Below are 22,177 nucleotides of genomic sequence, written 5' to 3' on the forward strand. Positions count from 1 at the left end.
CGATCACTCCGAACTCCTGCGCGTTGCCGAGCAGGACAGTGTTCTATACGTGGGTCAACATTCGATGCAAATTACAGGCCCTAGTGGGTCAGGATCGGGTGCAACTCAACACCAAGCTATCCCAACGAACGACGGGAGCGCCTTTATAAGCGGAGGTTCATCGACCAAGATTCGCCCGGGATTCGGATGCGCGACCATAAGAAAAGCCTCCCGAAGGAGGCTTGTCAGCTAGTGGCGCGGTACTATTCAGCGACCGAGTACAGGTCGGATAGTGCAACGCGCAGCTTGCCACTGTAGGCACTGCGTACGGTCGTGCGCGCTTTCGCACTGTCGGACTTTGCAACTCGCGACAGCAACACTTGCACGCCACGCTTCTGCATGGTCACGACGTCCGTCCGCAGCCGCTTGCTGGGCTTGCGCGCGGTCGTCAGACCGACAACTGTCGACTTACCTGCGTTCAAAGCCATAGAAACCTCCTGTGTCTGCATTCGGGCGCGTTACGCATTCAAACTGGGGGCCATATGCACCAGCCTCGAAGCGCCGTCCAAGCCTATTGTAAAGCAGATCGAGTTGGCTCGACTGCGTCATATAGAAATACTGGGGGATGTCGGGGAAATGCTGAGCGTGGATTGAAAGTGCTCTAGCTAGCACTTCACAGAACTGCCAAATCAGCCGCGGATGGGGAAGTGGCCAAGCCTCCGGATCGAACATCGTGTCCGCATCCGCTTCCGCCCGAATGAACTTGACCAAGCGCGCGGTTTGGGCTGGCCGGAATCCGCTTGCCCATTCGTCCGCAGTCTCTTCCACCCATTGGGGGTCGCCCTGCGCATAGACGAGAACATCTGCAAAGAATACGACGAAACGCAGGCCTGCGAATGAAATCCCAATCACCTCAATGCCCTCGTCCAATGCTAGTGGTTCGGAAATTTCGATAGCATCGGGCTGAAGGCCTGCCGGCGGCTGGCCCGCAAACAGATCCTCAAGGACGTCCGGGGTAATGTAGTGGTACATGCTTAATCGGCGGTGGGAATGTGCGTATTGTATCGGCCGGCGATGAATGTCAAGCCACCTAACAGTCGTCTAGGAAAAACCTCCCCGACTGCGCCGAATCGCCCCCAACAATCGGCGCTCCTTTGCGGCACGGGCCGCAAAGATGGAAACGCTCACTGACGAAGAGTGGTCGCCGCCAGGGTGGAGCCGCCCTCCCCTCGCTGGCACCCTCCCGCGTATCGCATCGGGGCACGGGCTCCGTCAACTTTCCCAAACGGCTGCCGACCGATGGCATCCGAAGCTTTCTTAATATGGCGCATTTTTTACGGTTCTTGATAATCTTTCTTATCCAGAACCGGAAGATCCGTCGGCGGCCTTTGCGCAGGGGCCAACAAGCAGACTCCAATCGGTTTGTTATCGCGCGCCCCGCGCCTGGCGATAGGCGTCCGCCGATGTCGTCGCCCGCTTAAGTTCCTCCTCCAGAAAACCCACCCGCCCCGCCAGCGCATCGCGCTCGGCCTGGTAGGCCTGCCGCACGTTGTCGGTCTCGAGTGCGCGCCGGCGATCGGCCGCGGCCTGACGCTCGCCCATGCGTGCGAGCTCCTCGGTCGCAGCCTTCAACGCGGCGAGCAGACTGGTCTCCTTGTCGGCCAGCCGCGCACGCTCCGTTGCTAGTGCGGTCAGCGCCGCCTTCGCCTCCGCCTGCGCGCCACGCGCGGCGGTCTCCGCAGTGGCCGCCCGTTCGCGCAGTTGCCGGTTCTCCTCCTCGAGCATGCTCATCCGCTGCGTGAGCAGCGCGGCCAGCCCGGTCCCCTCCCCTGCCTCCGGGGCTGGCGCTGGCACGCGCGGTGGCACCGCGACCGCTGGCGTTGGGCCGCGCCGCCCGGCCGCGCCGGTCTCGTCCAGCGCGACGCGGATTTCCTTGTGCAGGAACGCCCGCAGGCCGTCGTCGAGCAGCCCTCGGCGCTCGGCGTCCGCCGCCTCGGTCGGCGCCTTCTTGCGCTCGGCGATCACGGTGGCCACGGTCTGGCCGCTGGGCACGCGCGCGACGCCGGCGGCAGCCAACAAGCGCCGGTAGACCGCGGCGCCGAAGGTGCGGCCGGTGATCCGGTCGATCGCGTCGAAGGCGCGGCGCAGGAAGGCGCGGTTGTCGGCGTGCGCGACGTCGAGTTGCTGCAGGGCGCGCGTGATCGCGAGCAGTTCGGCGTCGGCGAAGGCGGTGGGGGTGCGGGGCATCGGCGAACTATCAAATGGACGTCGGTGAGGATGCGAATAGTCTACCCTTTTTCGATACTATTATCAGTATCCATTAACAGTACGATTTGTCATTAGCCCAATAATGACAATTGGTTTCAGGTGGCCACTGTCTCGATACTCAGCACGCTGACTAGCAGCTACACTCGCTCGCAGCCAGACTTACACATCACCTCAGAATGGCGGCCGTTCATGGGCGTCTTGCCACCGCAGTCGATCGCTTATGCGCTCGGCGTGATCGGCGCACTCTTCCGTCGGCTGATCTCACAGCATTATGTCTTGGCGAATCCTTTCGCCGGCCTGAAGGTGCGTGGTGCGCATCGCGCCGCTGACCTCGACGCATCGCGTGCCTTTACCGAAGGGGAATGGGCGCTCGTGCGCACGCTGGCTGACGGGCTTGAATGGTCGCAAGGCTGGAAGCCGGATGCGGCCACGCGGCTGCGGTTTCTGCTGGATTTTGGATATGCGACAGGATTGCGTGCGGCCGAGCTGGTCGGTGTGACGCTGGGCGGTATCGAGGTGGGTTCGCGCGGGGAACGCTGGCTGCATCTGATCGGCAAGGGCGAGCGCCGTGGCAAGGTGGTGCTGCCCTCGATGGCCAATCAGGCGTTGGAACAATACCTGCTCGTGCGCGGGCTGCCGGTGACGCCTGCGCTATGGGACCGACGCACGCCTATTCTCGCCAATCTGGAGGATGGGTCGCCCATCACGACGCCGCGACTTCGCGCGGTGCTGCGGCGCTTTCTGACCTATGCGGCGAAAGCATCGAGCGCGATCATCCGCAGCTTGCAGACAAGCTGCGGCGCGCCACGCCGCACTGGCTGCGGCATACCCACGCTACCCATGCGCTGGCCAACGGCGCATCGTTGACCGCCGTCCGCGACAACCTGCGCCACGCGTCCATCACGACCACGTCGCGCTATCTGCATGATGATGATCTGCAGCGTAGCGACCAGCTCGAGCGGGTGTTTGGCCGCTCGTGAGCGGTTCGCCGCGCGGCCTCCTTCAAACAAGCGCAACCAACGAGCGCAGCCAGATCAATAGATGACCGATCTTGCGCAGCGAACGTGCTCCGTCGCACCCTTCGTCGGCGCAAGCGCACGCGCTGGATTGTCTGCGTATTGGTTTCGCGGATCTCGGCTTCGCGCTCGAGGTGCGTGCGTGCGGCGCAGTACGTCTTCGACCTCCGCCACCGGCACCGCGATCACGCGTCGATACCGGAAGGGTGGATCCGGCAAATAGACGTTCTTAACTTCGGATGATCGACACGTCGAGTTCGACTTTCTAGCGCCACAGTCGAGGCTGATTTTGAGAGACCTAGCCTGGGAAATCAGGAGACCAACCGAATTGGCCCCGGATACTGGCCCACAGTCGAGTCTTTCGTCAGCAGCGTGATGCCCTCGACCGTGGCCTGTGCGATAAGCAAACGATCGAACGGATCTCTATGCAACGGAGGCAGGCTTTCGACACCAACGGCGTGCTCGCTACCGATCGGCAACTCGTGGTACTCGTTGTCCAGCAGTCCGCGCCGCAAAACGCGCGGATCGACTCGGAAGTCGTCTCGGCCCAGCCCTCTCTTGATCGCAATTTCCCAAATGCTCGCGGCGCTGAAAAATAATTCGGTTTCTTCCGATTGCATCAGTGTCACGAGCTCAGCCGGCAGCTTGTCGGGTGCGCTGGCCGCCCATATCAACAGATGAGTATCAAGTAGAACTTTCACGCGCCACCTTCGAAAAGCTGCTCGATCTCTTTCTTACCCATCTCGTCAAAGTCATCCGGGACACTGAACTGCCCTTCGAGAAAACCGAGACGCTTCACTTTTGCGCCGGTAGGTGCCGAAAGAGGCACCACCTTGACCAAAGGCTTCCCTGCTTTTGCGATGACGAACGGCTCACCGTTCGCGGCCTGTTCTACCAGCCTCGAGAGGTGGGTCTTGGCCTCGTGAATGTTGACGGTTTGCATGGCACGACAGAATAAACTAAGTTCTGTTAGTCTAGTTTACTTGCGGTGTGACTGCAAGACCCCGCAGAGTTGTTGTTCGCGGTGACCGTCAACGCCAACGGCGGCTTCGACCTAACAGATAGCAACGGCTCAGCGCGCGCGTTCGGCTTCAAGGGGGTGGATGGACAACTGTCGATGGTGATCGTCCATGGCGGCGGCTTCATGGTCGCCAAGCGCCCGGTCGCACGCACGCTGCCTGCGGTGGGCTTCGTCAATGCGTTCTGGTAACTGGCCTCAGGGCGCACGCGCTACGGCCTGCCAGCCGCCGCCCAAGGCCCGGAACGCGGCTATGGCCGCGCGGGCTGACTGCGCCTCGGCCTGCGCCTTCGCATCAGACGTTTTCAGCAGATTCTCGTCGGCAAGCAACACTTCGATCAGGCGGACAACGCCTTTCTCGTACGCTGCAAACGACGAGTTCCGCGCCTGCCGGAGCGCCAGTTCGCCGCGCTCGAGAGTCTTGGTCTGTTCCTCGCGCTTGATCAACGCCGTGAAGGCATTCTCGACATCTTCCGACGCACGCAGCACGGCCAGTTTATAACCCGCCAGCGCTTCGGCCTCCTGGCCCTTCGCCTGATCAATCTGCGCGCCGATGCGACCGAAATCGAACAATCGCCAGCGCAGCCCGGCCACGCCGGCAGCCTGGCTGGCGCCAGCGGAGAACAGATTGCCGCTGGCCACAGTTGTTGCGCTGCCCAGCAAGCCACTGAGCGAGACCTTCGGGTAGTACTCTGCAATGGCAGCACCAATGCGGGCATTCGACGCCGCCAGCCGTCGTTCCGCCACGATCAGGTCAGGCCGCCGGCGCAGCAGGTCTGACGGCGTGCCAGTGGCTTCGATCCGCGGCGCCGCAGGGATTGCCTTGGTCTCAGCGAGCTCGGCTCGATAAGTCCCCGGGGGGCTTCCAAGCAGCACGTCCATCGCGTTCTGCGCAGCTTCCAGTCCAGATTCGAGTTCCGGAATAGTGGCCTCCACCTGCGCGAGCGCGCCTTCCGCCTGCTGCACCTCCAGCGCGGCAGCAAGTCCCTTGCCGTAGAGCAGCCTGACGGTCGAAACCAGCTTCTGCTGGGTGTCCACCTGCTGCCGCGCGATCGACAGCCGAACCTGCAGCCCGCGGATGGTCACGTAGGTGTCGGCCACCTGAGCCACCGCCTCCACACGGGTGGCAGCCAGCCCAGCCTCCGAGGCTTGATATTCCGCCTGCGAGGCCTCGCGCTCGCGCCGCAAGCCGCCGAAGACATCGATCTCCCAGCTGGCGGTGAGGTCGGCCTCGTACAGGCTGCCATGCCGGTCGTAGTTTGGCGTCGCGTTGAGCACGCGGCCGAGAGGCGTTTCCACGGACTGGTATTGTTTCGCGACTTGAGCGCTGACGCCGCCTGAGGGCAGCAGTGCGGCCGTGGCTGAGCGGAGCCCTGCCCTCGCCTGCGCGACTCGTGCGGAGGCTGCCGCCAGATCGAGGTTCTGATCAAGCGCCAACCGTACAAACCGCGTCAGTTGCGGATCAGCGAATCCTTCCCACCATACTTCGATATCCGCTCTGGTCGCGGCCCGGCGCTGCTCCACGGCGCGTTGCCCGAGGAAGCGATCGGCGTTGGGAACGTCGGGCTCACGATAATCGGGGCCGACGGCACATCCGGCGAGCGCCGCCAAGGCGGTCAAGGCGACAGCAAGGCTGGACAAGGGAATAACGGAACGGGGACGAAAACGTTTGGGTTGCATGGGCTGCCGGGCTAACATAATTCAGAATATTTCAGTGACGTGTGACCATAATACAAACTAGTCACCCTTTGTCAATGACGATTCAGCGTGTAAGCTCACGACATGACCGATACCCAACCCACAACCACCGCCCCAGCGCGAGGCCCCGTGGACCACAGCGTGCGCAACCAGATCGTGGATGCGGCCACAGAGCACTTCAGTCTTTATGGATACGAGAAGACGACCGTGTCCGACCTTGCCAAGGCCATCGGATTCTCCAAGGCCTACATCTACAAGTTCTTCGACTCCAAGCAGGCGATCGGCGAGGTCATCTGCTGCAACTGCCTCGACCAGATGCGGCTCGCCGTGGACGAAGCGGTAGCCGGCGCGGAATCGGCTTCCGAGCAGCTGCGGCGGCTTTTCGGCACGCTGGCCGAGGCTGGCACGCGGCTTTTCTTCCAGGATCGGAAGCTGTACGCCATTGCCGTGGTGGCCTGCGAGGAAAAATGGCCCTCCGCCCGCGCCTACGAAACCCATATGCAGCAACTGGTCCTGAAGATCGTGCGCGATGGGCGCGAGTCGGGTGAGTTCGAGCGCAAGACGCCACTCGACGAGACCGCTCACGCCATCTATCTCGTCATGAAACCCTACCTCGACCCCCTGCAACTTCAGCATAACCTGGACTTCGTCCAAGTGGCGCCAGCGCAGCTCAGCAATCTGATTCTGCGTAGTCTGGCTCCCTGACCCTCTCTGCGGAGAATAGCGCTGGCGCAAAAATACCATTGTGACCATTGACTAAATTGGTCACTGTTACTAAAGTGAGGCCACCTGTACGGAGGCCTTCATGCTTCAGCGCCGATTTTTCGCACCCACTGTCACCCACACCGCCACCAGCGGTTCCACGTTTGCTGCCTTACTCCTGCTGCCACTCGCACTGGCGGCGTGCGGCGGCAAGCCACAGCCCGATCCTCGCGTGCAAGCGCCGCTGGTGAGGGTGGAAAACGTTCAGGACACCTCGGCCGCCCGACGTGCCTTTACCGGCATCGTTGCCGCACGGGTGCAGAGCGATCTGGGCTTCCGCGTACCAGGCAAGGTGCTGGAGCGCCTCGTCGACACGGGACAGTCGGTGAAGCGCGGCCAGCCCCTGATGCGGCTGGACCCCGTCGATCTGAAGCTGGCGGCACGTGCCCGGGTTGAAGCTGTGGCCGCCGCCAAGGCACGAGCCACCCAACTCGCAGCTGACGAAGAGCGCTACCGCGACCTCGTGGCGGCCGGAGCAGTATCGGCGTCGGCTTACGACCAGATCAAAGCCTCCGCCGACTCGGCGCGGGCGCAGCTCAGGGCGGAAGAGGCCCAGTCCGACGTGGCGCGCAATGCATCGGACTACGCGGTGTTGCTGGCCGATGCCGATGGCGTGGTGGTCGAGACCGTCGTCGAGCCGGGGCAAGTCGTGAGTGCCGGCCAGGTGGTGGTGCGGCTGGCCCGCGCCGGACAGCGCGAAGCTATCATCCAGCTGCCCGAAACGCTGCGCCCGCCGGTAGGCTCCACGGCTCGCGCGACGCTATACGGCAAGGACGGTGAGGCCATCACCGCGACGCTGCGCCAGCTTTCCGACGCCGCGGACCGACAAACCCGCACCTATGAAGCGCGATACGTGCTTGGCGGTGCATTGACCGACGCGCCGCTGGGCGCCACCGTCACGCTGCAGGTTGCCGATCCGCACGAAGCGTCGAAAACCGGCCTGCAGGTTCCCATCGGCGCGCTCCACGACCCGGGCAATGGTCCAGGCGTCTGGGTGCTTAGCGGCACCCCGGCGCACGTGACGTGGCGACCAGTCACCGTGCGCTCCATCAGCGACGATGCCGCGCGGATCGAAGGCCAAATCCGGCCCGGCGACCGCGTGGTGGCACTCGGGGCCCACCTGTTGCACGAAGGACAGCAGGTCAGAGTGACGTCGGACGTGAAGGTGGCCGAAGCCATCGCCGACAGCAAGGGCAACAGCACGGTCGGCCGCCAGCGGGGGCAGCAATGAGCGGCTTCAATATATCGGCACTGGCCGTACGCGAGCGTGCCGTCACCCTATTCCTGATCATCCTTGTCTCGATCGCCGGCATCGTCGCGTTCTTCCAGCTCGGCCGCGCGGAAGACCCGCCCTTCACAGTCAAGTCGATGATCTTCATCACGGCATGGCCCGGCGCAACGGCGCAGGAAATGCAGGACCAGGTCGCGGAAAAGCTGGAAAAGCGCATGCAGGAACTGCGCTACTACGATCGCACGGAAACTTATACGCGGCCTGGCCTGGCGTTCACCACCGTCACGCTGCTTGACAGCACGCCGCCGGCAGAAGTCCCAGAGGAGTTCTACCAGGCCCGCAAAAAGCTGGGCGACGAAGCGCGTACCCTGCCGGCAGGCGTCGTCGGCCCTATCATCAACGACGAATACTCCGATGTGACCTTCGGCCTGTTCGCGCTGAAAGCCCGGGGCGAGCCGCAGCGGCTGCTGGTGCGCGAGGCAGAGACCATCCGCCAGCGACTGCTGCATGTGGCTGGCGTGAAGAAGGTCAACATCATTGGCGAGCAGGCAGAGCGCATCTACGTGTCGTTCTCGCACGACCGGCTGGCCACGCTCGGCGTGGCGCCCCAGGACATCTTCGCCGCGCTCAACAGCCAGAACGTGCTTACCCCCGCGGGTTCGATCGACACCGACGGACCGCAAGTCTTCGTGCGCCTGGACGGCGCGTTCGACAAGCTGGAACGCATTCGCGACACCCCAGTCGTGGCCCATGGCCGCACGCTGAAACTGTCTGACATCGCAACCGTCGAACGCGGCTATCAGGATCCGGCCTCCTTCGTCGTGCGCAACAAGGGCGAACCTGCCCTACTGCTTGGCATTGTGATGCGCGACGGCTGGAACGGCCTCGACCTCGGCAAGTCGCTCGATGCGGAAGTCGCAAAGGTCAACGCCGCGCTGCCGCTGGGCATGGAACTGAGCAAGGTCACCGATCAGGCCGTCAACATCAAGTCAGCCGTGGACGAATTCATGGTCAAGTTCTTCGCCGCGCTGATCGTGGTGCTGGTGGTGAGCTTCCTCAGCATGGGCTGGCGAGTAGGAATCGTGGTCGCTGCGGCCGTGCCGCTGACGCTGGCAGCGGTGTTCGTGGTCATGGCCGCCACCGGAAAGAATTTTGATCGCATCACGCTGGGCTCTCTGATACTGGCCCTCGGCCTGCTGGTGGACGACGCCATCATCGCCATCGAAATGATGGTGGTGAAGATGGAGGAAGGATATGGAAGGATCGCGGCGTCGGCCTATGCGTGGAGCCATACCGCCGCGCCGATGCTGTCCGGCACGCTCGTCACCGCCGTCGGCTTCATGCCAAATGGTTTTGCGAAGTCTTCCGCGGGCGAGTACACCGGCAACCAGTTCTGGATCGTGGGAATCGCGCTGATCGCGTCGTGGATCGTAGCGGTCGCCTTTACGCCTTATCTCGGCGTGAAGTTGCTGCCCGAGATGAAGAAAGTGGAAGGTGGCCATGGCGCCATCTATGCCACCCCGAACTACCAGCGCTTTCGCGAGATATTGAGGCGCGTGATCGGGCGCAAATGGCTGGTCGCAGCAGTCGTCGTTGGTCTGTTCGCTGCGAGCGTGATTGGCATGGGCGCCGTCCGCAAGCAGTTCTTCCCGACCTCCGATCGTCCCGAGGTGTTGGTGGAGGTGCAGATGCCCTACGGGACGTCCATCGAGCAGACCAGTGCCGCGACGGAAAAAGTGGAAGCCTGGCTCGACAAGCAGCCCGAAGCGAAGATCGTAACGTCCTATATCGGCCAGGGGGCACCGCGCTTCTACTTGGCGATGTCGCCGGAATTGCCCGACCCCTCCTTCGCCAAGATCGTGGTACGCACCGACAACCAGGAAGAACGCGACGAGCTCAAGGGCCGGCTCCGCCAGGCCATCGCCGAAGGCCTCGCGCCAGGTGCGCGCGTCCGCGTGACGCAGCTGGTGTTTGGCCCCTATTCACCCTTCCCTGTTGCGTTCCGCGTCATGGGCTCGGATCCTGACAAGCTGCGGGCCATCGCGGATCAAGTCGGCGGTGTGATGAAGGCCAGTCCGCTGATGCGCACCGTCAACACCGACTGGGGGCCACGCGTGCCGGGGCTGCACTTCACGCTCCAGCAGGACCGGCTGCAGGCAGTCGGCCTGACCTCACACGATGTAGCGCAGCAGCTTGAGTTCCTTCTGACCGGCGTGCCAGTAACGGAGGTGCGCGAGGACATCCGATCCGTGCAGGTGGTGGCGCGCGCAGCAGGTGATGTCCGCCTCGACCCGCAGCGCATCGCTGACTTCACTCTGATCAGCGCCAACGGCGGGCGTATTCCCCTCTCGCAAGTCGGCACGGTTGACGTGCGGATGGAGGATCCCATCCTGCGTCGTCGCGACCGCACGCCGACCATCACAGTGCGGGGCGACATTGCCGACGGTCAGCAACCACCCGATGTATCGCAGGCCATCCGGACTCAACTGCAGCCGATCATCGAGCAGTTGCCGGCTGGCTACCGCATCGAGATGGCCGGCTCTATCGAAGAGGCGGGCAAAGCGAACAAGGCGCTGGCACCACTGTTTCCGATCATGCTGGCCATCACGCTGCTGATCATCATGTTCCAGGTACGGTCGATGGCGGGCATGGTCATGGTCATCCTGACCAGTCCGCTCGGTCTGATCGGCGTGGTCCCGACGCTACTGCTCTTCCACCAGCCTTTCGGCATCAACGCCCTGGTGGGGCTGGTAGCACTGTCCGGCATTCTCATGCGGAACACGCTGATCCTGATCGGGCAGATACAAGGCAACCTGAAGGAGGGACTATCACCGTACGACGCGGTGGTGGAGGCCACAGTGCAACGGGCACGTCCGGTGCTCCTGACAGCAGCAGCGGCGGTTTTCGCGTTCATCCCGCTCACCCATTCGGTGTTCTGGGGGACTCTGGCCTATACGCTGATCGGTGGCACACTCGCTGGCACGCTGCTGACGCTGGCGTTCTTGCCGGCAATGTATGCGATCTGGTTCCGGATTCGCCCGCCGGCTCCTGTGGTTGTGCAGGAGGCGTCTTTGGGACAAGCGGCGCAGGTGTCATAAGCAGCCTCCATAACAACGGGATCTCGTTAGAATCGCGGCAAGGCGATACGAGCAAGCTCGGCGAAGTACCTTGCCCCAGTCGTAAGTACTTCGTCGTTGAAGTCGTAGCGATTGTTATGCAGAGGTACGCCACCGGCTGTTCCTGACTCGCCGTTTCCGATGAATACAAATGCGCCAGGCACGGCCTGCAAGAACGCACCAAAATCTTCGGAAATCATCATCGGGGCGACAGCATCGTTCACACTCTCCGCGCCGACCGTGTTCCGCGCCGCTTCCACTGCCACGGGGACGCACCGTTCCCAGTTCACAGTCGGTGCGAACTCGTGCGTGTACTCGAACGTGCAGGTCGCACCGTGCATGCGGCAGATGCCCTCGGAGATTTCCCTCATGCGAGTCTCAAGTAGTGCCTGGACTGCTGGGGCGTAGCTACGTGTATCGCCTTTGATGGTGACGTTCGTCGGGATGGCGTTCCGAATTCCGTCGGTGATGAACTCCGTGCAAGAAATCACTGCCGACAGACTAGGGTCGACATTGCGCGAGACGATTGTTTGCAGCGCAAGAACGATTTCCGAACCAATCACGATGGGGTCGATACCCATGTGAGGCCTGGCAGCATGCGTGCCCTGTCCCTTCACATGAATCACGAAGTTGTCCTCGCTCGCCATGATGCCGCCCACGCGCGTTGCAATGTTCCCCGTCGGCAGGCCAGGCATGTTGTGCGCACCGTAGATGGCGTCAACTGGGAAGCGCTCAAACAGGCCGTCCTGCATCATCGCCTTCGCACCACGACCGTGTTCCTCAGCGGGCTGAAAGATGAAGCGAACCGTTCCATTGAAATCACGACGCTCGCTCAGCAGCTTGGCTGCACCGAGAATCATAGCCATATGACCATCGTGGCCGCATGCATGCATCTTGCCTTCGGTCTTAGACGCATGCTCACGCTCCGGCGCGTTCTCGTGAATGGCGAGCGCGTCCATATCAGCGCGCAGGCCGATGACACCGCTACCATCGCCAACCTTCAGGTCCGCGACAAGGCCGGTGCCGCCGATACCGCGGTGGACATCCATTCCCATGCCGCCAAGCAATATGGCGACGAAATCTGATGTTCTCAGTTCCTCGAAGCCCGTCTCCGGATGTCGATGAAGCTCATGCCGCCAGGACTTGAGTAGGTCGGAAAGGTCTTTATCAGCTTGCATGGAGGTGTTCTCAAAGTCGGAGGTCCACGAGCATCTTACGAGGGCACCCCCGCAAAAATTCACCGTTCTCGCCGAACGAAATGAAACGTTGTTGCGTTGCGATTCGTTCTTTCTCTGTAATCGTGACTAATATTCGGTAGAAAATTGCGCCATGGCTGATTTGCAATGAAGGAACAAATGGCACAGCAACTAGATTCATATGACCGCAAGCTCCTGCAACTGCTGCAGACCAACAACAGGATGTCTCAGCGCGAGCTTGCTGACGCGGTCAACCTTTCTCCCTCCGCGGTGAATCGTCGCATTGCGGTACTTGAAGCTGATGGAGTCATCACGGCGAACACTTCCGTGGTTGACCCGGCGAAGGTCGGGAAGCCCATTACGGTGCTCGTGCAGGTGAAGCTTGAGAGCGAGCGTCTGGACCTGCTCGACGAAGTTAAGAAACGCTTCGTCGACTGTCCGCAGGTCCAGCAGGTCTACTACGTCACGGGAGAGTTCGATTTCCTTTTGGTTCTCGCCGTCGCTGACATGACAGAGTACGAGCGGCTCACTCGCGAGCTCTTCTTTGTGGCCAGCAACGTGAAGAGCTTCCAGACGCATGTGGCAATGCAACGCGCCAAGGTAAGTCTCCAGGTGGCCATCGACAGCTAAACGAAGTCGCGCAATCCGCAGGCGCTGCTACGCACACAAAGTCACTGATAGGCGCGCACCGCGGCGATGAGGTCTTCCACATCGTCAGGGAGACGTGCGTCCGTAAAAAATGGAGACAGCTGCGACTTCCGGAGAAGCGCAGGATGTGGCCGATTGCCCTGATGCTCACCGGCGCGGTTCCACCGACTCAGAGCGCGAGCCAGGCAGATTGGCGGGCAAGCACTGATTCATGCGATTCGCCTACCAGTTGCTGATAGACGGAAGGCGCCGTGGCACCTTCGGTGTTGATGACTAGGACGCGTGAGGTTGCGTCAAGCCCTGAATCTTCAGAAAGCGATGCATTCGCACGGAGCACTGCGAGACCGGCAAGGCCCGCTGCGCCGGATTCACCGGCAACGACCGGCAGATCGCCGGTCTGCTTCCCCGCGAGTTGATGCATCGCCGTGACGGCATCGTCGTCCGAAATCGTCATGAAAACGTCCACGCTGTCCTCGAGGAAGCGCCAGGCGAGTGGCGATGTCTCACCGCAAGCCAGCCCGGCCATTACCGAGTCAACTGAGCCCGTGGCATTGGCCGGCCTCCCTAGCAATGCGCTTTGGTACAGGCAATCCGCCTGCACGGGCTCAACAACGATGAACTTCGGGCGATTCGCGCCGAAACACTCCCAGAAATAGCTGACAATGCCTGCCGCGAGACCACCCACACCGCCTTGCAGGAACACATGCGTGTACGGGCACGGCTCGCCTTGGGCGACATTCGCCTGCATCATGATTTCCGCTGCGATGGCGCCGTAACCCTGCATCACATCGCGCGGAATGTCCTGATAGCCTTCGTAGGAGGTGTCCGATACAACGGTCCAGTGATTGGCAGCCGCGAGACGGGCGGCCTCTACAACGGACTCATCGTAGTTGCCTGCAATGCGGACGATGGTTGCACCGTAGGCTGCAATGGCAGCTTCGCGCTCCTGGCTGACGTTGGCGTGCAGCACAATCACGCACTGGCAGCCAAACGACCTCGCTGCGGACGCCAGTGCACGACCGTGGTTACCGTCAGTTGCGCTGATGACGGTGAAGTCCTTCAGAAGATCCAGATACTTCCCCTCAATCAGAGCCAGGGGGTCGAAGTTCCGCTCCGGATAGCTGCGCAGAATCAGCCGAACCAAGGCAATCGGCGCCCCCAATGCCTTGAAACTACCCAGCGGCGATCGAACGGATTCATCCTTCACGCTCAGTTGCGTCACCCCGAGGCTCGCGGCAAGCTTTGGAAGGTCACGTAGCGGCGTGGGCCCCGGGTTCAGTTGGTCCCAGTGAGAGAGCCAGCCACGGCTGCGCTCGGCTTGCTCGACACTCATGATGTCCTTCAGCTCTATGGGATAGGCCGCCAGGCGTGCGCGGGTATTCTTGGTCAGCATAAGGACTCCGATGGCAGATGTTCGGATCTGAGACAGGGCTGGATGCCCGAATGTCTGCAATGTTAGAGCCGCGGTGTTGCAACAGCGTCCCCATTTGGTGAGCCCGGATGCAACAACTTTGCGTAGTGAGGGAGCAAATCGCAATGCTTCCTTGGTGCCGAGGCCGAGCCCGCTTCCTGTATCCCTAGAGCTCGTCGGCATTTGCTCCGACCCTCCAGCACGAATCTTGAATGTCAGGAATTTCCCTTAGATAGCACGCCCCAAGCTAGGGATAACCCGATCATTCTTCTCCTAACTATGCCGCTTTTTGCACCAGTGTCGCGTTTTGTGCGGTTGTTATGGGCGGATATTGGGCACTGTGAATTCCAGTCATAACCCCGTGAGATTTTGACAGTATCGAGTCGCCTCTCTGGATCGTAAATTCTCAGTGCCTCGCACAAATCCAAGAAGGAACCTCATCATGACTGCCGCCCCTTCAATGCCCCCAGAGATTGCTCGGAAGATAAGCTGGCGCTTGGGACCGCTGATGATTCTGATGTACATGGCGAATCAGCTGGACCGCGCAAACATCGGCTACGCTGCGCTAACGATGAATCAGGAGCTGGGCTTGACTGCAGCCCAATACGGGCTCGCCGCGAGCTTATTCTTCATCGGATACGTTCTTTTTGAGTTGCCCAGCAACCTCTGCATGTATCGATTCGGCGCCCGCCTTTGGATGACACGCATCATGGTGACTTGGGGCATCGTCTCCTCGCTCACTTGCCTCGTGCCGAGCGCACAATGGCTGTATGTTGCCCGCTTCGTCCTGGGCGTCTTTGAGGCCGGCTTGTTCCCTGGCATGGTGTTCTATCTCACGCTCTGGCTGCCCGCCAAGGACCGCGTGTGGATGATGTCCCTGTTTGTGACGGCTATCCCCCTGACCGGCGTGTTCGGCGCACCGATTTCCACCTGGCTGATGGAGCACGCTTCTTTTTTTGGTCTTACGGGGTGGCGCGCTATGATTTTCTTGGAGGGGTTGCCCTCCATTGCTCTCGGGATTTTCGTCTTCTTCTACCTTCCCGACGGCCCATCAAAAGCGCGCTGGTTGAGCGCAGCGGAGAAGACCACGGTTGCATCCGTATTGGCTCAGGAGCAGAAGCAGACGGACGCGCGTAACACTCAAGGTCGCGACAGTGTGTGGACGGTCATATCGAACCCTCGGGTCTGGGCGCTAGGCGCGGTGTATTTCGGCGTGAACGCCGGCATCGTGTCCTTGCTCTTCTTCCTGCCGCAGGTCGTTGCATCGTTTGAGAAGACCTTGGGAGTGAAGTACACCATCACGCAAATTGGCACGATTACGGCCATCCCGTTCGCGTTCGCCGCCGTTAGCATGCTTGTGTGGGGTCGCGTGGTGCAACAACGCCAGCTTACCAGCAAGCATGTCGCCGGGCCGCTGCTGGTCTGTGCGATTGCACTGACAGTGGCCATGTGGATGAAGTCGCCATACGCAGCAATTGCGGCGTTTGCAGTCGGAGCGGCGGGCTGCTTCTGCACCATGACTACGTTCTGGCAGTTGCCGACCAAGTTTCTCGCCGAGCGTGGCGCAGCAGCCGGCATTGCAATGATTACTAGTCTTGGAGTTTGCGCCGGCTTCGTATTGCCGTACTTCATCGGCTGGTCAAAGGACGTGACGGGACATTTCGCTGTGGCGTTCTACGGCGTCTCCGCTCTTATGGTTGTCTCAGCGATTATCGTGACGGTGCTGGAAGCGTCGCGACGAAAAGCACCGTCTGGGCTTACCACCCCTGCGTAACCGGGAAGTACAGTGTTGACGTGTCGGGGCAGCCCTGCGGCTGCACGATGCCGCTAGGGCCACATCGGTGATTGCCCTTGTAAGAAGGTCGTTGATAAGGGAGTAGGAATGCGACGCGGAGTACCTAGCCTTGGTTTGTTGCAAGCGTTCGAGGCGTCAGCCCGGCACGAGAGCTTTTCCAAGGCAGCAGAAGAACTCTCGCAGACTCATGGCGCGATCTGCAAGAAGGTCAACGAACTCGAGGAAGACCTGGGAGTTGCGTTGTTTGACCGCGTGCGACAACGCCTCGTTCTCACTCCCGCGGGCGCAGAATATGCGCGACGCATTCGCGTGAATCTGGACCAGATTCGGCGGGACACGCTTGAGCTCGTTCGGTCGGAGAGCGCCGTGAACCTCGACGTGGCCGTTGGGGTGTCGTTTGCCACCCAATGGCTCGTCCCTAGGCTGCAGGATTTTTATGAACGACACTCCGAAATCCGCGTGCACATACTTGGTCGAGACCAGCCCAACTTCTTCGACGACTCAAACTTCGACGCGACCGTCTACTTCGGGTTGCACCTATGGGAAGGCATGGCAGGGTCAACATTGATAAATGACGACCAACTTCTGTTAGTCGGTTCGCCGAAATGGTGTGCGGCAGGCGAGGAGCTGAGTCTGGAGCGGATTGCGGCCGCGCCATGGATATACACGAGAGATTTGCCGACCGCGTGGACGGAATGGGGACAGTCACTCCTAGGCCATCCAATGAAGCACAACGCGAGTACTCCTCGCTACGACATGTTCGTCATGTCGATAAATGCCGCAACCTCTGGCCAAGGCCTTGCACTTCTACCCCGAACGCTCATAGACCGAGAACTAGCCAGTGGTCAGTTGGTCGTGGCGCATCGGCACTCGATAAAGAACCCCAGCACCGTATTTTTCGCGTATCCCGAGCAACGCCGAAACTGGGAGCCGCTGAAGCTTTTCGAGGAATGGCTGCTTTCAACGGCTGCAAGCTACACCGCATCCTTGACGCAGCCCCAATAAGCGCAGGGCTTCCGGTGCAGCACCATCCTGTGAGATTTCGTCCCTATCGCTGACGGGGCCTCACCATCAGAATGATTCTGGTAGACAGGAAAGAATCCCATGAACGATATCGCAAACATCAACCTGCAGATTCCCACACCAATCGGCGGTCCGCTTCCGACGCCGGCGATACACGACTCCTTCGAGTCTGAGCGGCGAGACCGGAAACTTCGGCTTGTCGCAGCGTTCCGGATGTTCGCTCGCTTTGGACTGGCAGAGGGTATTGCAGGACACATCACTGTCCGTGACCCCGAATTCAGCGACCGTTTCTGGGTCAACGCTTACGCCCAGCACTTCTCCTGCATCAGCCCGCAAGACCTCATCTGCATCGATGAACACGGGAATGTCCATAGCGGAAGCGGTGGGCCAGTCAATGCCGCCGCCGTGGCGATTCACTGCGGCATCCACGCATCAAACCATCGCGTCACGGCAGCTGCCCATACTCACTCGGTGTATGGCCGCGCCTTCTCTGCCAGGAAACGAACACTTCTTCCGATCAATCAGGAAGCCTGTCTCTTCTTTGAAGACCAGGTCGCGTTCCAGGGTGACGTTCTCGTGCTCGACAGGGATGAAGGCCGTCGCATTGCCTCCGCGATGGGAGATCGACGCGCAGCAGTTCTGGTCAATCACGGCTTATTGACGGTGGGAACCTCCGTTGACGCAACTGCTTACCGGTTCCTCGCCATGGAGCGTTGCTGCCAGATTCAAATGCTCGCCGAGTCCGCAGGCGATTTCATCGTCATGAGCGACGAAGAGGCAAGGTCGGTTCGACGCCAGATTGGTTCGGACTATGTGGCATGGCTGGCCTTCCAAGGACTTTTTGAACAGCTTCTCAAGGATAGCCCGGACCTTCGGGAGTATCAGAAGAGCATCCGCTCAGCGTGAGCACTTCACAGTCTCTTCAGCACTAGGCCCTCAAGCCTTCGGAGCCAGCCGCATAGGCTCGCTCCGACTTGTTCCTTTAACGTACTGATACGATTGCCGCCTTCGTGGACAATGACTCGGGCTATCGCGCTGGCGTGGCTACGCGCGTAGGCTTGGCCGCCCCCTCCGAGCGCTTCGTAACCTAACGGTTAATAAGGCCGCTGCCGCGAATAGGAGGCATCGAGCCGATGCGACGCAGGCCCCTTAGATCCGATGATCCACCAACGCCGGAGTTTCAACGATGATTCTCCGCAAGAAATCCATGACCGTCCGTATTTGAGGCGAACGGCGCAAGTCTTGATGAATGGCCATCCAGATATCTCGGGAAAACGGCTCGCCATCGTGCGTGACGCGCTGCAGCTTTCCATCGATCTCCGCCAAGAAATCCGGTAGCCCGGCCACGCCAGCGCCGGCTCGTGCCGCTTCCAGGTGGCCATTGATGTCGCTGATTTCGCAGGCGACGGGTCTGTCCCCTGCAACGCCCATCAACCACTCCCGCTGCGAAACGCCTACGAATCCGGGGTCATAGGCGATGAATTCCCATGCGGATGGATCGTGCAGATGCGGATACTCCTTACTGGCATACAGACCAAACGATATGCGCCCCAGCTTGCGTACGACGCTTGTCGTTTCCTCCGGTCGCGTTAATCTCAAGACAACGTCTGCTTCCCTGCGACTCAGAGAAACCTGCCGTGCGTCGCTGCACACGGACAGTTGTATGCCGGGATGCGCACGGCGAAAGCTTGCGAGATGCCTCACCAGAAAATTCGCCACAAGTATGGGCGGTGCGCTTAGCGTGACCTTGCCGCACGGCGGCGAACGGTTGGCGTCGAGGAATCGTTCGATTGTGTGGGCGCCCTCTTCCATCTCCAGCGCCAGTTCGAACACACGCTGCCCTAACGGGGTCAGTCTGCATGTCCTGGGTTGGCGTTCGATCAAGCGCGCATTGATTTCCGTCTCCAGCGCACTCAAGCGTCGACTGATCGTGGCGTGATCGACCTTGAGACTACGCGCTGCGCCCGACAATGTTCCGGTGCGGGCGACGGCAAGGAAGTATCGAATGCTTTCCCAATCGATCATGTGTGCATATTTGCAGGGAGGGATTGCAGATATGAGGAATATTCAAACGATTCAAGAACCCCTATGATCGGCCTTCCTCCGGCCGTTAAGGACATTTCTGATGGGGCATCGTCATATTATTTTTCACTACCTGCAAGGAGAAGCATGATGCTCCGTCTCAATACCGCTGAAATGTCCCAAACCACAGGCCCCACCTCCGACTTGTTCGGCGCTGTTGGGGCCACTTTCTACATGGTGCGGAATCTGATGTGTCGTGTGAAGCAGCCCGCCATGCAAGCATTGCTATTCGCTAGCGTCGGCGCTTCACATGCGCTTGCATCCTCCGTGCCCGATGACTATTTCCATACTGGAGCCGGCGCCAGATACCTGCGCCGTGCCGACGAAGCCATCGTCGTAAAGCCTGTGCGCGAGAACGTGACCGTACTAATGGGCTCTGGTGGCAACATCACCGTGCTGTCGGGCAAGGACGGCAAATTTCTGGTTGACGCTGGCATCAGCAAAAGACATGAGAAGGTGCAGGCGGCACTCGATCGGATTGGACCTGCACCGCTACGATATGTCGTCAACACGCACTGGCATTGGGACCATACCGACGGCAATGCGTGGATGCATGCGGCAGGCGCCACCATCGTGGCGCAGGAGAACACTGCTCGTCATTTAACCGAGACGACACACGTGAATGCATGGAACTGGACGTTCGATCCAGTCCCCGAGGCTGCACGCCCGACGCTGCTGATACGCGACGAGAAGGTGTTCGACTTTGCAGGAAATAAAGTTGAAGTCGAGAACTTCGGGCATGGCCACACCGACGGCGACCTGTGGGTCTATTTCAGGGACGCGGATGTGCTGGCGCTCGGCGACACCTTCTGGAACGGCTTCTATCCGTATATCGACAACGAGGATGGTGGGAGCATCGATGGCGCCATCAAATGGGCCAATCAGGCTGTGGCCCGGACGACGGACCACACCATCGTTGTGCCCGGTCACGGCCCTGTTGGCACAAGAGCTCAGCTGATCGAATTCCGCGACATGCTGACCACAGTGCGCGCCAACGTGGCGGCACTGATGCAACAAGGAAAGTCACTCGACGAGATCGTTGCCGCCAGACCGTCCGCGGCCTTCGATGACAACTGGGGACACTTCGTTTTCAACGGGGAGCAATTCACCAGGATGGTGTATGCGGGCCTGTTGGCCACGCACCCGAAGCCATCTGGGTCTTGAAACGAGGCGCGCGCGACAGCTCTAAGGGCTCTTGTGCATGGAGGTTTCCCCCGAGCATCGTCGCCGCACGAGTACAGGATCCACTCTGGCCCCCACTCGACGCCGTCCCATTCAGTAGCTGGCATTGTCTCCTATGGCTCACCGAAGGCCAACTCCGGCCAGAAGCGGCCTATCGCCCCATTGTCATTAGCGTCCGCTTCGCGCTTACCTTCAGGCACTCGACGCATCCGCTGCCAACCATGCTCAGCCGTCAGCTCGACAGCCGCGTGCTGCGCAGCGGGCTAAACCACGCTGCATGCGGCATCCCTGCTTTTTAGAATCCTTTATATCCACCGCGAAAGCCGCGCGATAGAACATCACCTGCGGCATGGCCGCCAAGCCAAGGTCGATGACTTCCGAGCGTCGGGCTGCCCACGGATGAAAGGCACAATCCCTAACGACCGTGAACATTGGCTAACTCATACAAGTTATGGGGTGGCGGGCCACGTTGCGTCAAAATTCGAGACAACGTACCGACACTCTCTCGAACAAGGCTTCGCCCCCCATGTCTTTGTCCAGTCTGCAGCGGCGTGTCCTTCGACAGTTGGAGGAGGGCTCTCACCTCCGCATCGTTCGCTCTGCCTTAACTCGTTCTCCCGTGTATTGCGAACTCATATGTCACCAGTCGACGTGCCAAGGCTGAGGTTATCCCGATGTGGCGCATCTACAAGCTGCTAGCTACGGATCGGGTTCGGCCCGATACCGGCGAGTTGGCCACAGCGAACGAGATCGTGATGTCCATGTGCCAACAGGCGGGTCGCGTGTAAAGCGAAACGATTGAGCGGCCCCATGATGGCCACCCGGCGTGATTGGACGCCAGTCGGAACGCATCTAGCAGCGTGTAAAGTATGTGCTCGAGCAGTCGTAACCTTACGCTGTCACGGTCGCGCAGTTAAAACAAAGCTGATGAACGAGCGTTCTCACCGAGTGGCGACGCTGGTTGACTAGACTGCCGTCGAGACAACGCGTCGTGCTGCAGAAGCTTTACGCGCATTTCCTCCAGCTTTGCACGTAGCTCCTTCGGCGTGGAGTCGTCCACCTCTCGCATAGCCTCCTCCAGACAGGAGGCAAGCCGTCCAAAGACGATCTTAAAATCGGACACTGCGATCACCGCTTCGAGGACCGCAACACGGGCATGAAGCGGCAGCGCTTGATCGACGGGCGAGGCTTGGGGTGATTCCGAGTCCATGAATTTGGAAGCACAGGTGAGATCCATCTTGCACGAGAAGGGAGGCAGCAATTTCTGCTTCAACGAGCGAATCGCATAAGACAGTCACACAATAAAACCCGAGGCTTACCGCATTCTTACAGCCAGTCCGCCGCTTCGGGGTCATTGATTGCACTGGCTTGTCTGGGGGAGGGATCTAAGTCTGCGATCCCCATGGCGATTGACGACCGGGCCTGGTCGCTCGCATGCGATGACTGTAACCGCCTCACGATGTTCCCGTCGTACGTGAGTCTCCTAGGAAGAGCCGGAATCGGATCCTCCCCGCTCGATCGTGAATCACCATGCTCACCCGCTCCCTTACTGCGACTGTCGCGCCATTTTCCATGGCTGCTTGTTGGGTCACATAACGGATCCGAAGATCTCCATCAGACGTCTGAACTACCCATCTTTTTCCAGACCGAACCACATGAATGGTCTTGACCATTCACGACTCCTCCGCAATTGAATTGATTGTTCAACGCCCCTGGTCTGCAGGGACCGAAATATTATTCTGGCACCTTCGC

At 60.4% G+C, this 22,177-nt stretch carries 20 protein-coding genes and 1 pseudogene; 10 read left to right on the forward strand and 11 right to left on the reverse strand.

The genetic code is table 11. The annotated features are described in order from the left end of the window. Positions 1 to 242: 242 nt before the first annotated feature. From LDO41_RS33400 to LDO41_RS33410, 3 genes are all read right to left on the reverse strand, one after another. Positions 243 to 467 carry a hypothetical protein gene (locus LDO41_RS33400; RefSeq protein ID WP_223995806.1) on the reverse strand — a complete coding sequence of 75 codons (225 nt, stop codon included), beginning with the start codon at positions 465 to 467 and terminating at the stop codon, positions 243 to 245. Next, complete coding sequence (locus LDO41_RS33405; protein ID WP_223995807.1) at positions 448 to 1,011, reverse strand: hypothetical protein; 564 nt, start codon at positions 1,009 to 1,011, stop codon at positions 448 to 450. The genes LDO41_RS33400 and LDO41_RS33405 overlap by 20 nt, the downstream gene beginning before the upstream one ends. Positions 1,012 to 1,404: 393 nt before the next feature. After that, positions 1,405 to 2,226 carry a cell envelope biogenesis protein TolA gene (locus LDO41_RS33410; RefSeq protein WP_223995808.1) on the reverse strand — a complete coding sequence of 274 codons (822 nt, stop codon included), beginning with the start codon at positions 2,224 to 2,226 and terminating at the stop codon, positions 1,405 to 1,407. A gap of 195 nt (positions 2,227 to 2,421) precedes the next feature. Between LDO41_RS33410 and LDO41_RS33415 the strand changes: the two are divergent. Beyond that, positions 2,422 to 3,227: pseudogene (locus tag LDO41_RS33415) on the forward strand (tyrosine-type recombinase/integrase); the annotation flags it as partial. Between the two features lie 347 nt (positions 3,228 to 3,574). On the opposite strand, the gene LDO41_RS33420 reads toward LDO41_RS33415, so the two are convergent. Together LDO41_RS33420 and LDO41_RS33425 are read right to left on the reverse strand one after the other, a co-directional pair. Further along, positions 3,575 to 3,964, reverse strand: coding sequence for a type II toxin-antitoxin system VapC family toxin (locus tag LDO41_RS33420; protein WP_223995809.1), 390 nt, complete (start codon positions 3,962 to 3,964; stop codon positions 3,575 to 3,577). After that, on the reverse strand, positions 3,961 to 4,206 hold the full coding sequence (locus LDO41_RS33425; RefSeq protein ID WP_223995810.1) for a type II toxin-antitoxin system Phd/YefM family antitoxin: 246 nt from the start codon (positions 4,204 to 4,206) through the stop codon (positions 3,961 to 3,963). Before LDO41_RS33425 ends, LDO41_RS33420 begins: the two co-directional genes overlap by 4 nt. A gap of 72 nt (positions 4,207 to 4,278) precedes the next feature. Here LDO41_RS33425 and LDO41_RS33430 point away from each other — a divergent pair, with 72 nt between their 5' ends. After that, positions 4,279 to 4,473 (forward strand): hypothetical protein, encoded by a 195-nt coding sequence (locus tag LDO41_RS33430; RefSeq protein WP_223995811.1) that lies wholly within the window; start codon positions 4,279 to 4,281, stop codon positions 4,471 to 4,473. A 6-nt stretch (positions 4,474 to 4,479) separates the two neighbouring features. Here the strand turns inward: LDO41_RS33430 and LDO41_RS33435 are convergent, their stop codons facing one another. Further along, on the reverse strand, positions 4,480 to 5,961 hold the full coding sequence (locus tag LDO41_RS33435) for an efflux transporter outer membrane subunit (RefSeq protein ID WP_223995812.1): 1,482 nt from the start codon (positions 5,959 to 5,961) through the stop codon (positions 4,480 to 4,482). A 102-nt stretch (positions 5,962 to 6,063) separates the two neighbouring features. On the opposite strand from LDO41_RS33435, the gene LDO41_RS33440 reads away from it, so the two are divergent. The 3 genes from LDO41_RS33440 to LDO41_RS33450 all read left to right on the forward strand — a co-directional run bounded on the left by LDO41_RS33440 (position 6,064) and on the right by LDO41_RS33450 (position 11,070). Then, entirely contained in the window at positions 6,064 to 6,684 is a 621-nt protein-coding gene (locus LDO41_RS33440) for a TetR/AcrR family transcriptional regulator (RefSeq protein ID WP_223995813.1), read from the forward strand. A gap of 100 nt (positions 6,685 to 6,784) precedes the next feature. Then, the gene (locus LDO41_RS33445) at positions 6,785 to 7,972 is read left to right on the forward strand and encodes an efflux RND transporter periplasmic adaptor subunit (RefSeq protein ID WP_223995814.1); all 1,188 of its coding nucleotides are present in this window, start codon (positions 6,785 to 6,787) and stop codon (positions 7,970 to 7,972) included. Continuing rightward, a complete protein-coding gene (locus tag LDO41_RS33450) occupies positions 7,969 to 11,070 on the forward strand; it encodes an efflux RND transporter permease subunit (protein ID WP_223995815.1) in 3,102 nt (1,033 codons plus the stop codon). The genes LDO41_RS33445 and LDO41_RS33450 overlap by 4 nt, the downstream gene beginning before the upstream one ends. Before the next feature lie 26 nt (positions 11,071 to 11,096). Here the strand turns inward: LDO41_RS33450 and LDO41_RS33455 are convergent, their stop codons facing one another. Further along, positions 11,097 to 12,266 (reverse strand): M20 aminoacylase family protein, encoded by a 1,170-nt coding sequence (locus LDO41_RS33455; protein ID WP_223995816.1) that lies wholly within the window; start codon positions 12,264 to 12,266, stop codon positions 11,097 to 11,099. A gap of 177 nt (positions 12,267 to 12,443) precedes the next feature. Here LDO41_RS33455 and LDO41_RS33460 point away from each other — a divergent pair, with 177 nt between their 5' ends. Further along, on the forward strand, positions 12,444 to 12,914 hold the full coding sequence (locus tag LDO41_RS33460; RefSeq protein ID WP_223995817.1) for an Lrp/AsnC family transcriptional regulator: 471 nt from the start codon (positions 12,444 to 12,446) through the stop codon (positions 12,912 to 12,914). A gap of 187 nt (positions 12,915 to 13,101) precedes the next feature. Here the strand turns inward: LDO41_RS33460 and LDO41_RS33465 are convergent, their stop codons facing one another. Then, the gene (locus LDO41_RS33465; protein WP_223995818.1) at positions 13,102 to 14,325 is read right to left on the reverse strand and encodes a diaminopropionate ammonia-lyase; all 1,224 of its coding nucleotides are present in this window, start codon (positions 14,323 to 14,325) and stop codon (positions 13,102 to 13,104) included. Positions 14,326 to 14,785: 460 nt separating this feature from the next. Here LDO41_RS33465 and LDO41_RS33470 point away from each other — a divergent pair, with 460 nt between their 5' ends. The 3 genes from LDO41_RS33470 (at position 14,786) to LDO41_RS33480 (ending at position 18,067) form a co-directional block, all read left to right on the forward strand. Then, the gene (locus LDO41_RS33470; protein ID WP_223995819.1) at positions 14,786 to 16,117 is read left to right on the forward strand and encodes an MFS transporter; all 1,332 of its coding nucleotides are present in this window, start codon (positions 14,786 to 14,788) and stop codon (positions 16,115 to 16,117) included. A 135-nt stretch (positions 16,118 to 16,252) separates the two neighbouring features. Continuing rightward, entirely contained in the window at positions 16,253 to 17,143 is an 891-nt protein-coding gene (locus LDO41_RS33475) for a LysR substrate-binding domain-containing protein (protein WP_253074822.1), read from the forward strand. A 99-nt stretch (positions 17,144 to 17,242) separates the two neighbouring features. Further along, the gene (locus LDO41_RS33480; RefSeq protein WP_223995821.1) at positions 17,243 to 18,067 is read left to right on the forward strand and encodes a class II aldolase/adducin family protein; all 825 of its coding nucleotides are present in this window, start codon (positions 17,243 to 17,245) and stop codon (positions 18,065 to 18,067) included. A 243-nt stretch (positions 18,068 to 18,310) separates the two neighbouring features. Here the strand turns inward: LDO41_RS33480 and LDO41_RS33485 are convergent, their stop codons facing one another. Beyond that, positions 18,311 to 19,186, reverse strand: a complete 876-nt coding sequence (locus LDO41_RS33485) for a LysR family transcriptional regulator (RefSeq protein WP_223995822.1) — start codon at positions 19,184 to 19,186, stop codon at positions 18,311 to 18,313. A 144-nt stretch (positions 19,187 to 19,330) separates the two neighbouring features. Between LDO41_RS33485 and LDO41_RS33490 the strand changes: the two genes are divergently transcribed. Next, on the forward strand, positions 19,331 to 20,407 hold the full coding sequence (locus LDO41_RS33490; RefSeq protein ID WP_223995823.1) for an MBL fold metallo-hydrolase: 1,077 nt from the start codon (positions 19,331 to 19,333) through the stop codon (positions 20,405 to 20,407). A 931-nt stretch (positions 20,408 to 21,338) separates the two neighbouring features. Here LDO41_RS33490 and LDO41_RS33495 read toward each other — a convergent pair. Next, positions 21,339 to 21,698: a hypothetical protein gene (locus tag LDO41_RS33495; RefSeq protein ID WP_223995824.1), complete on the reverse strand. Its 360-nt coding sequence runs from the start codon at positions 21,696 to 21,698 to the stop codon at positions 21,339 to 21,341. 181 nt (positions 21,699 to 21,879) lie between these two features. Continuing rightward, the gene (locus tag LDO41_RS34450; RefSeq protein WP_223995825.1) at positions 21,880 to 22,098 is read right to left on the reverse strand and encodes a DUF2188 domain-containing protein; all 219 of its coding nucleotides are present in this window, start codon (positions 22,096 to 22,098) and stop codon (positions 21,880 to 21,882) included. Positions 22,099 to 22,177: the final 79 nt, after the last annotated feature.

Source organism: Cupriavidus pampae, assembly GCF_914271485.1.
GTDB classification, from domain to species: Bacteria; Pseudomonadota; Gammaproteobacteria; order Burkholderiales; family Burkholderiaceae; genus Cupriavidus; species Cupriavidus pampae.

Coding starts and splice junctions, on each gene's coding strand:
- LDO41_RS33400 (WP_223995806.1), bottom strand. CDS start 467: ATGGCTTTGAACGCAGGTAAGTCGACAGTTGTCGGTCTGACGACCGCG.
- LDO41_RS33405 (WP_223995807.1), bottom strand. CDS start 1,011: ATGTACCACTACATTACCCCGGACGTCCTTGAGGATCTGTTTGCGGGC.
- LDO41_RS33410 (WP_223995808.1), bottom strand. CDS start 2,226: ATGCCCCGCACCCCCACCGCCTTCGCCGACGCCGAACTGCTCGCGATC.
- LDO41_RS33425 (WP_223995810.1), bottom strand. CDS start 4,206: ATGCAAACCGTCAACATTCACGAGGCCAAGACCCACCTCTCGAGGCTG.
- LDO41_RS33435 (WP_223995812.1), bottom strand. CDS start 5,961: ATGCAACCCAAACGTTTTCGTCCCCGTTCCGTTATTCCCTTGTCCAGC.
- LDO41_RS33440 (WP_223995813.1), top strand. CDS start 6,064: ATGACCGATACCCAACCCACAACCACCGCCCCAGCGCGAGGCCCCGTG.
- LDO41_RS33445 (WP_223995814.1), top strand. CDS start 6,785: ATGCTTCAGCGCCGATTTTTCGCACCCACTGTCACCCACACCGCCACC.
- LDO41_RS33450 (WP_223995815.1), top strand. CDS start 7,969: ATGAGCGGCTTCAATATATCGGCACTGGCCGTACGCGAGCGTGCCGTC.
- LDO41_RS33455 (WP_223995816.1), bottom strand. CDS start 12,266: ATGCAAGCTGATAAAGACCTTTCCGACCTACTCAAGTCCTGGCGGCAT.
- LDO41_RS33460 (WP_223995817.1), top strand. CDS start 12,444: ATGGCACAGCAACTAGATTCATATGACCGCAAGCTCCTGCAACTGCTG.
- LDO41_RS33465 (WP_223995818.1), bottom strand. CDS start 14,325: ATGCTGACCAAGAATACCCGCGCACGCCTGGCGGCCTATCCCATAGAG.
- LDO41_RS33470 (WP_223995819.1), top strand. CDS start 14,786: ATGACTGCCGCCCCTTCAATGCCCCCAGAGATTGCTCGGAAGATAAGC.
- LDO41_RS33480 (WP_223995821.1), top strand. CDS start 17,243: ATGAACGATATCGCAAACATCAACCTGCAGATTCCCACACCAATCGGC.
- LDO41_RS33485 (WP_223995822.1), bottom strand. CDS start 19,186: ATGATCGATTGGGAAAGCATTCGATACTTCCTTGCCGTCGCCCGCACC.
- LDO41_RS33490 (WP_223995823.1), top strand. CDS start 19,331: ATGATGCTCCGTCTCAATACCGCTGAAATGTCCCAAACCACAGGCCCC.
- LDO41_RS34450 (WP_223995825.1), bottom strand. CDS start 22,098: ATGGTCAAGACCATTCATGTGGTTCGGTCTGGAAAAAGATGGGTAGTT.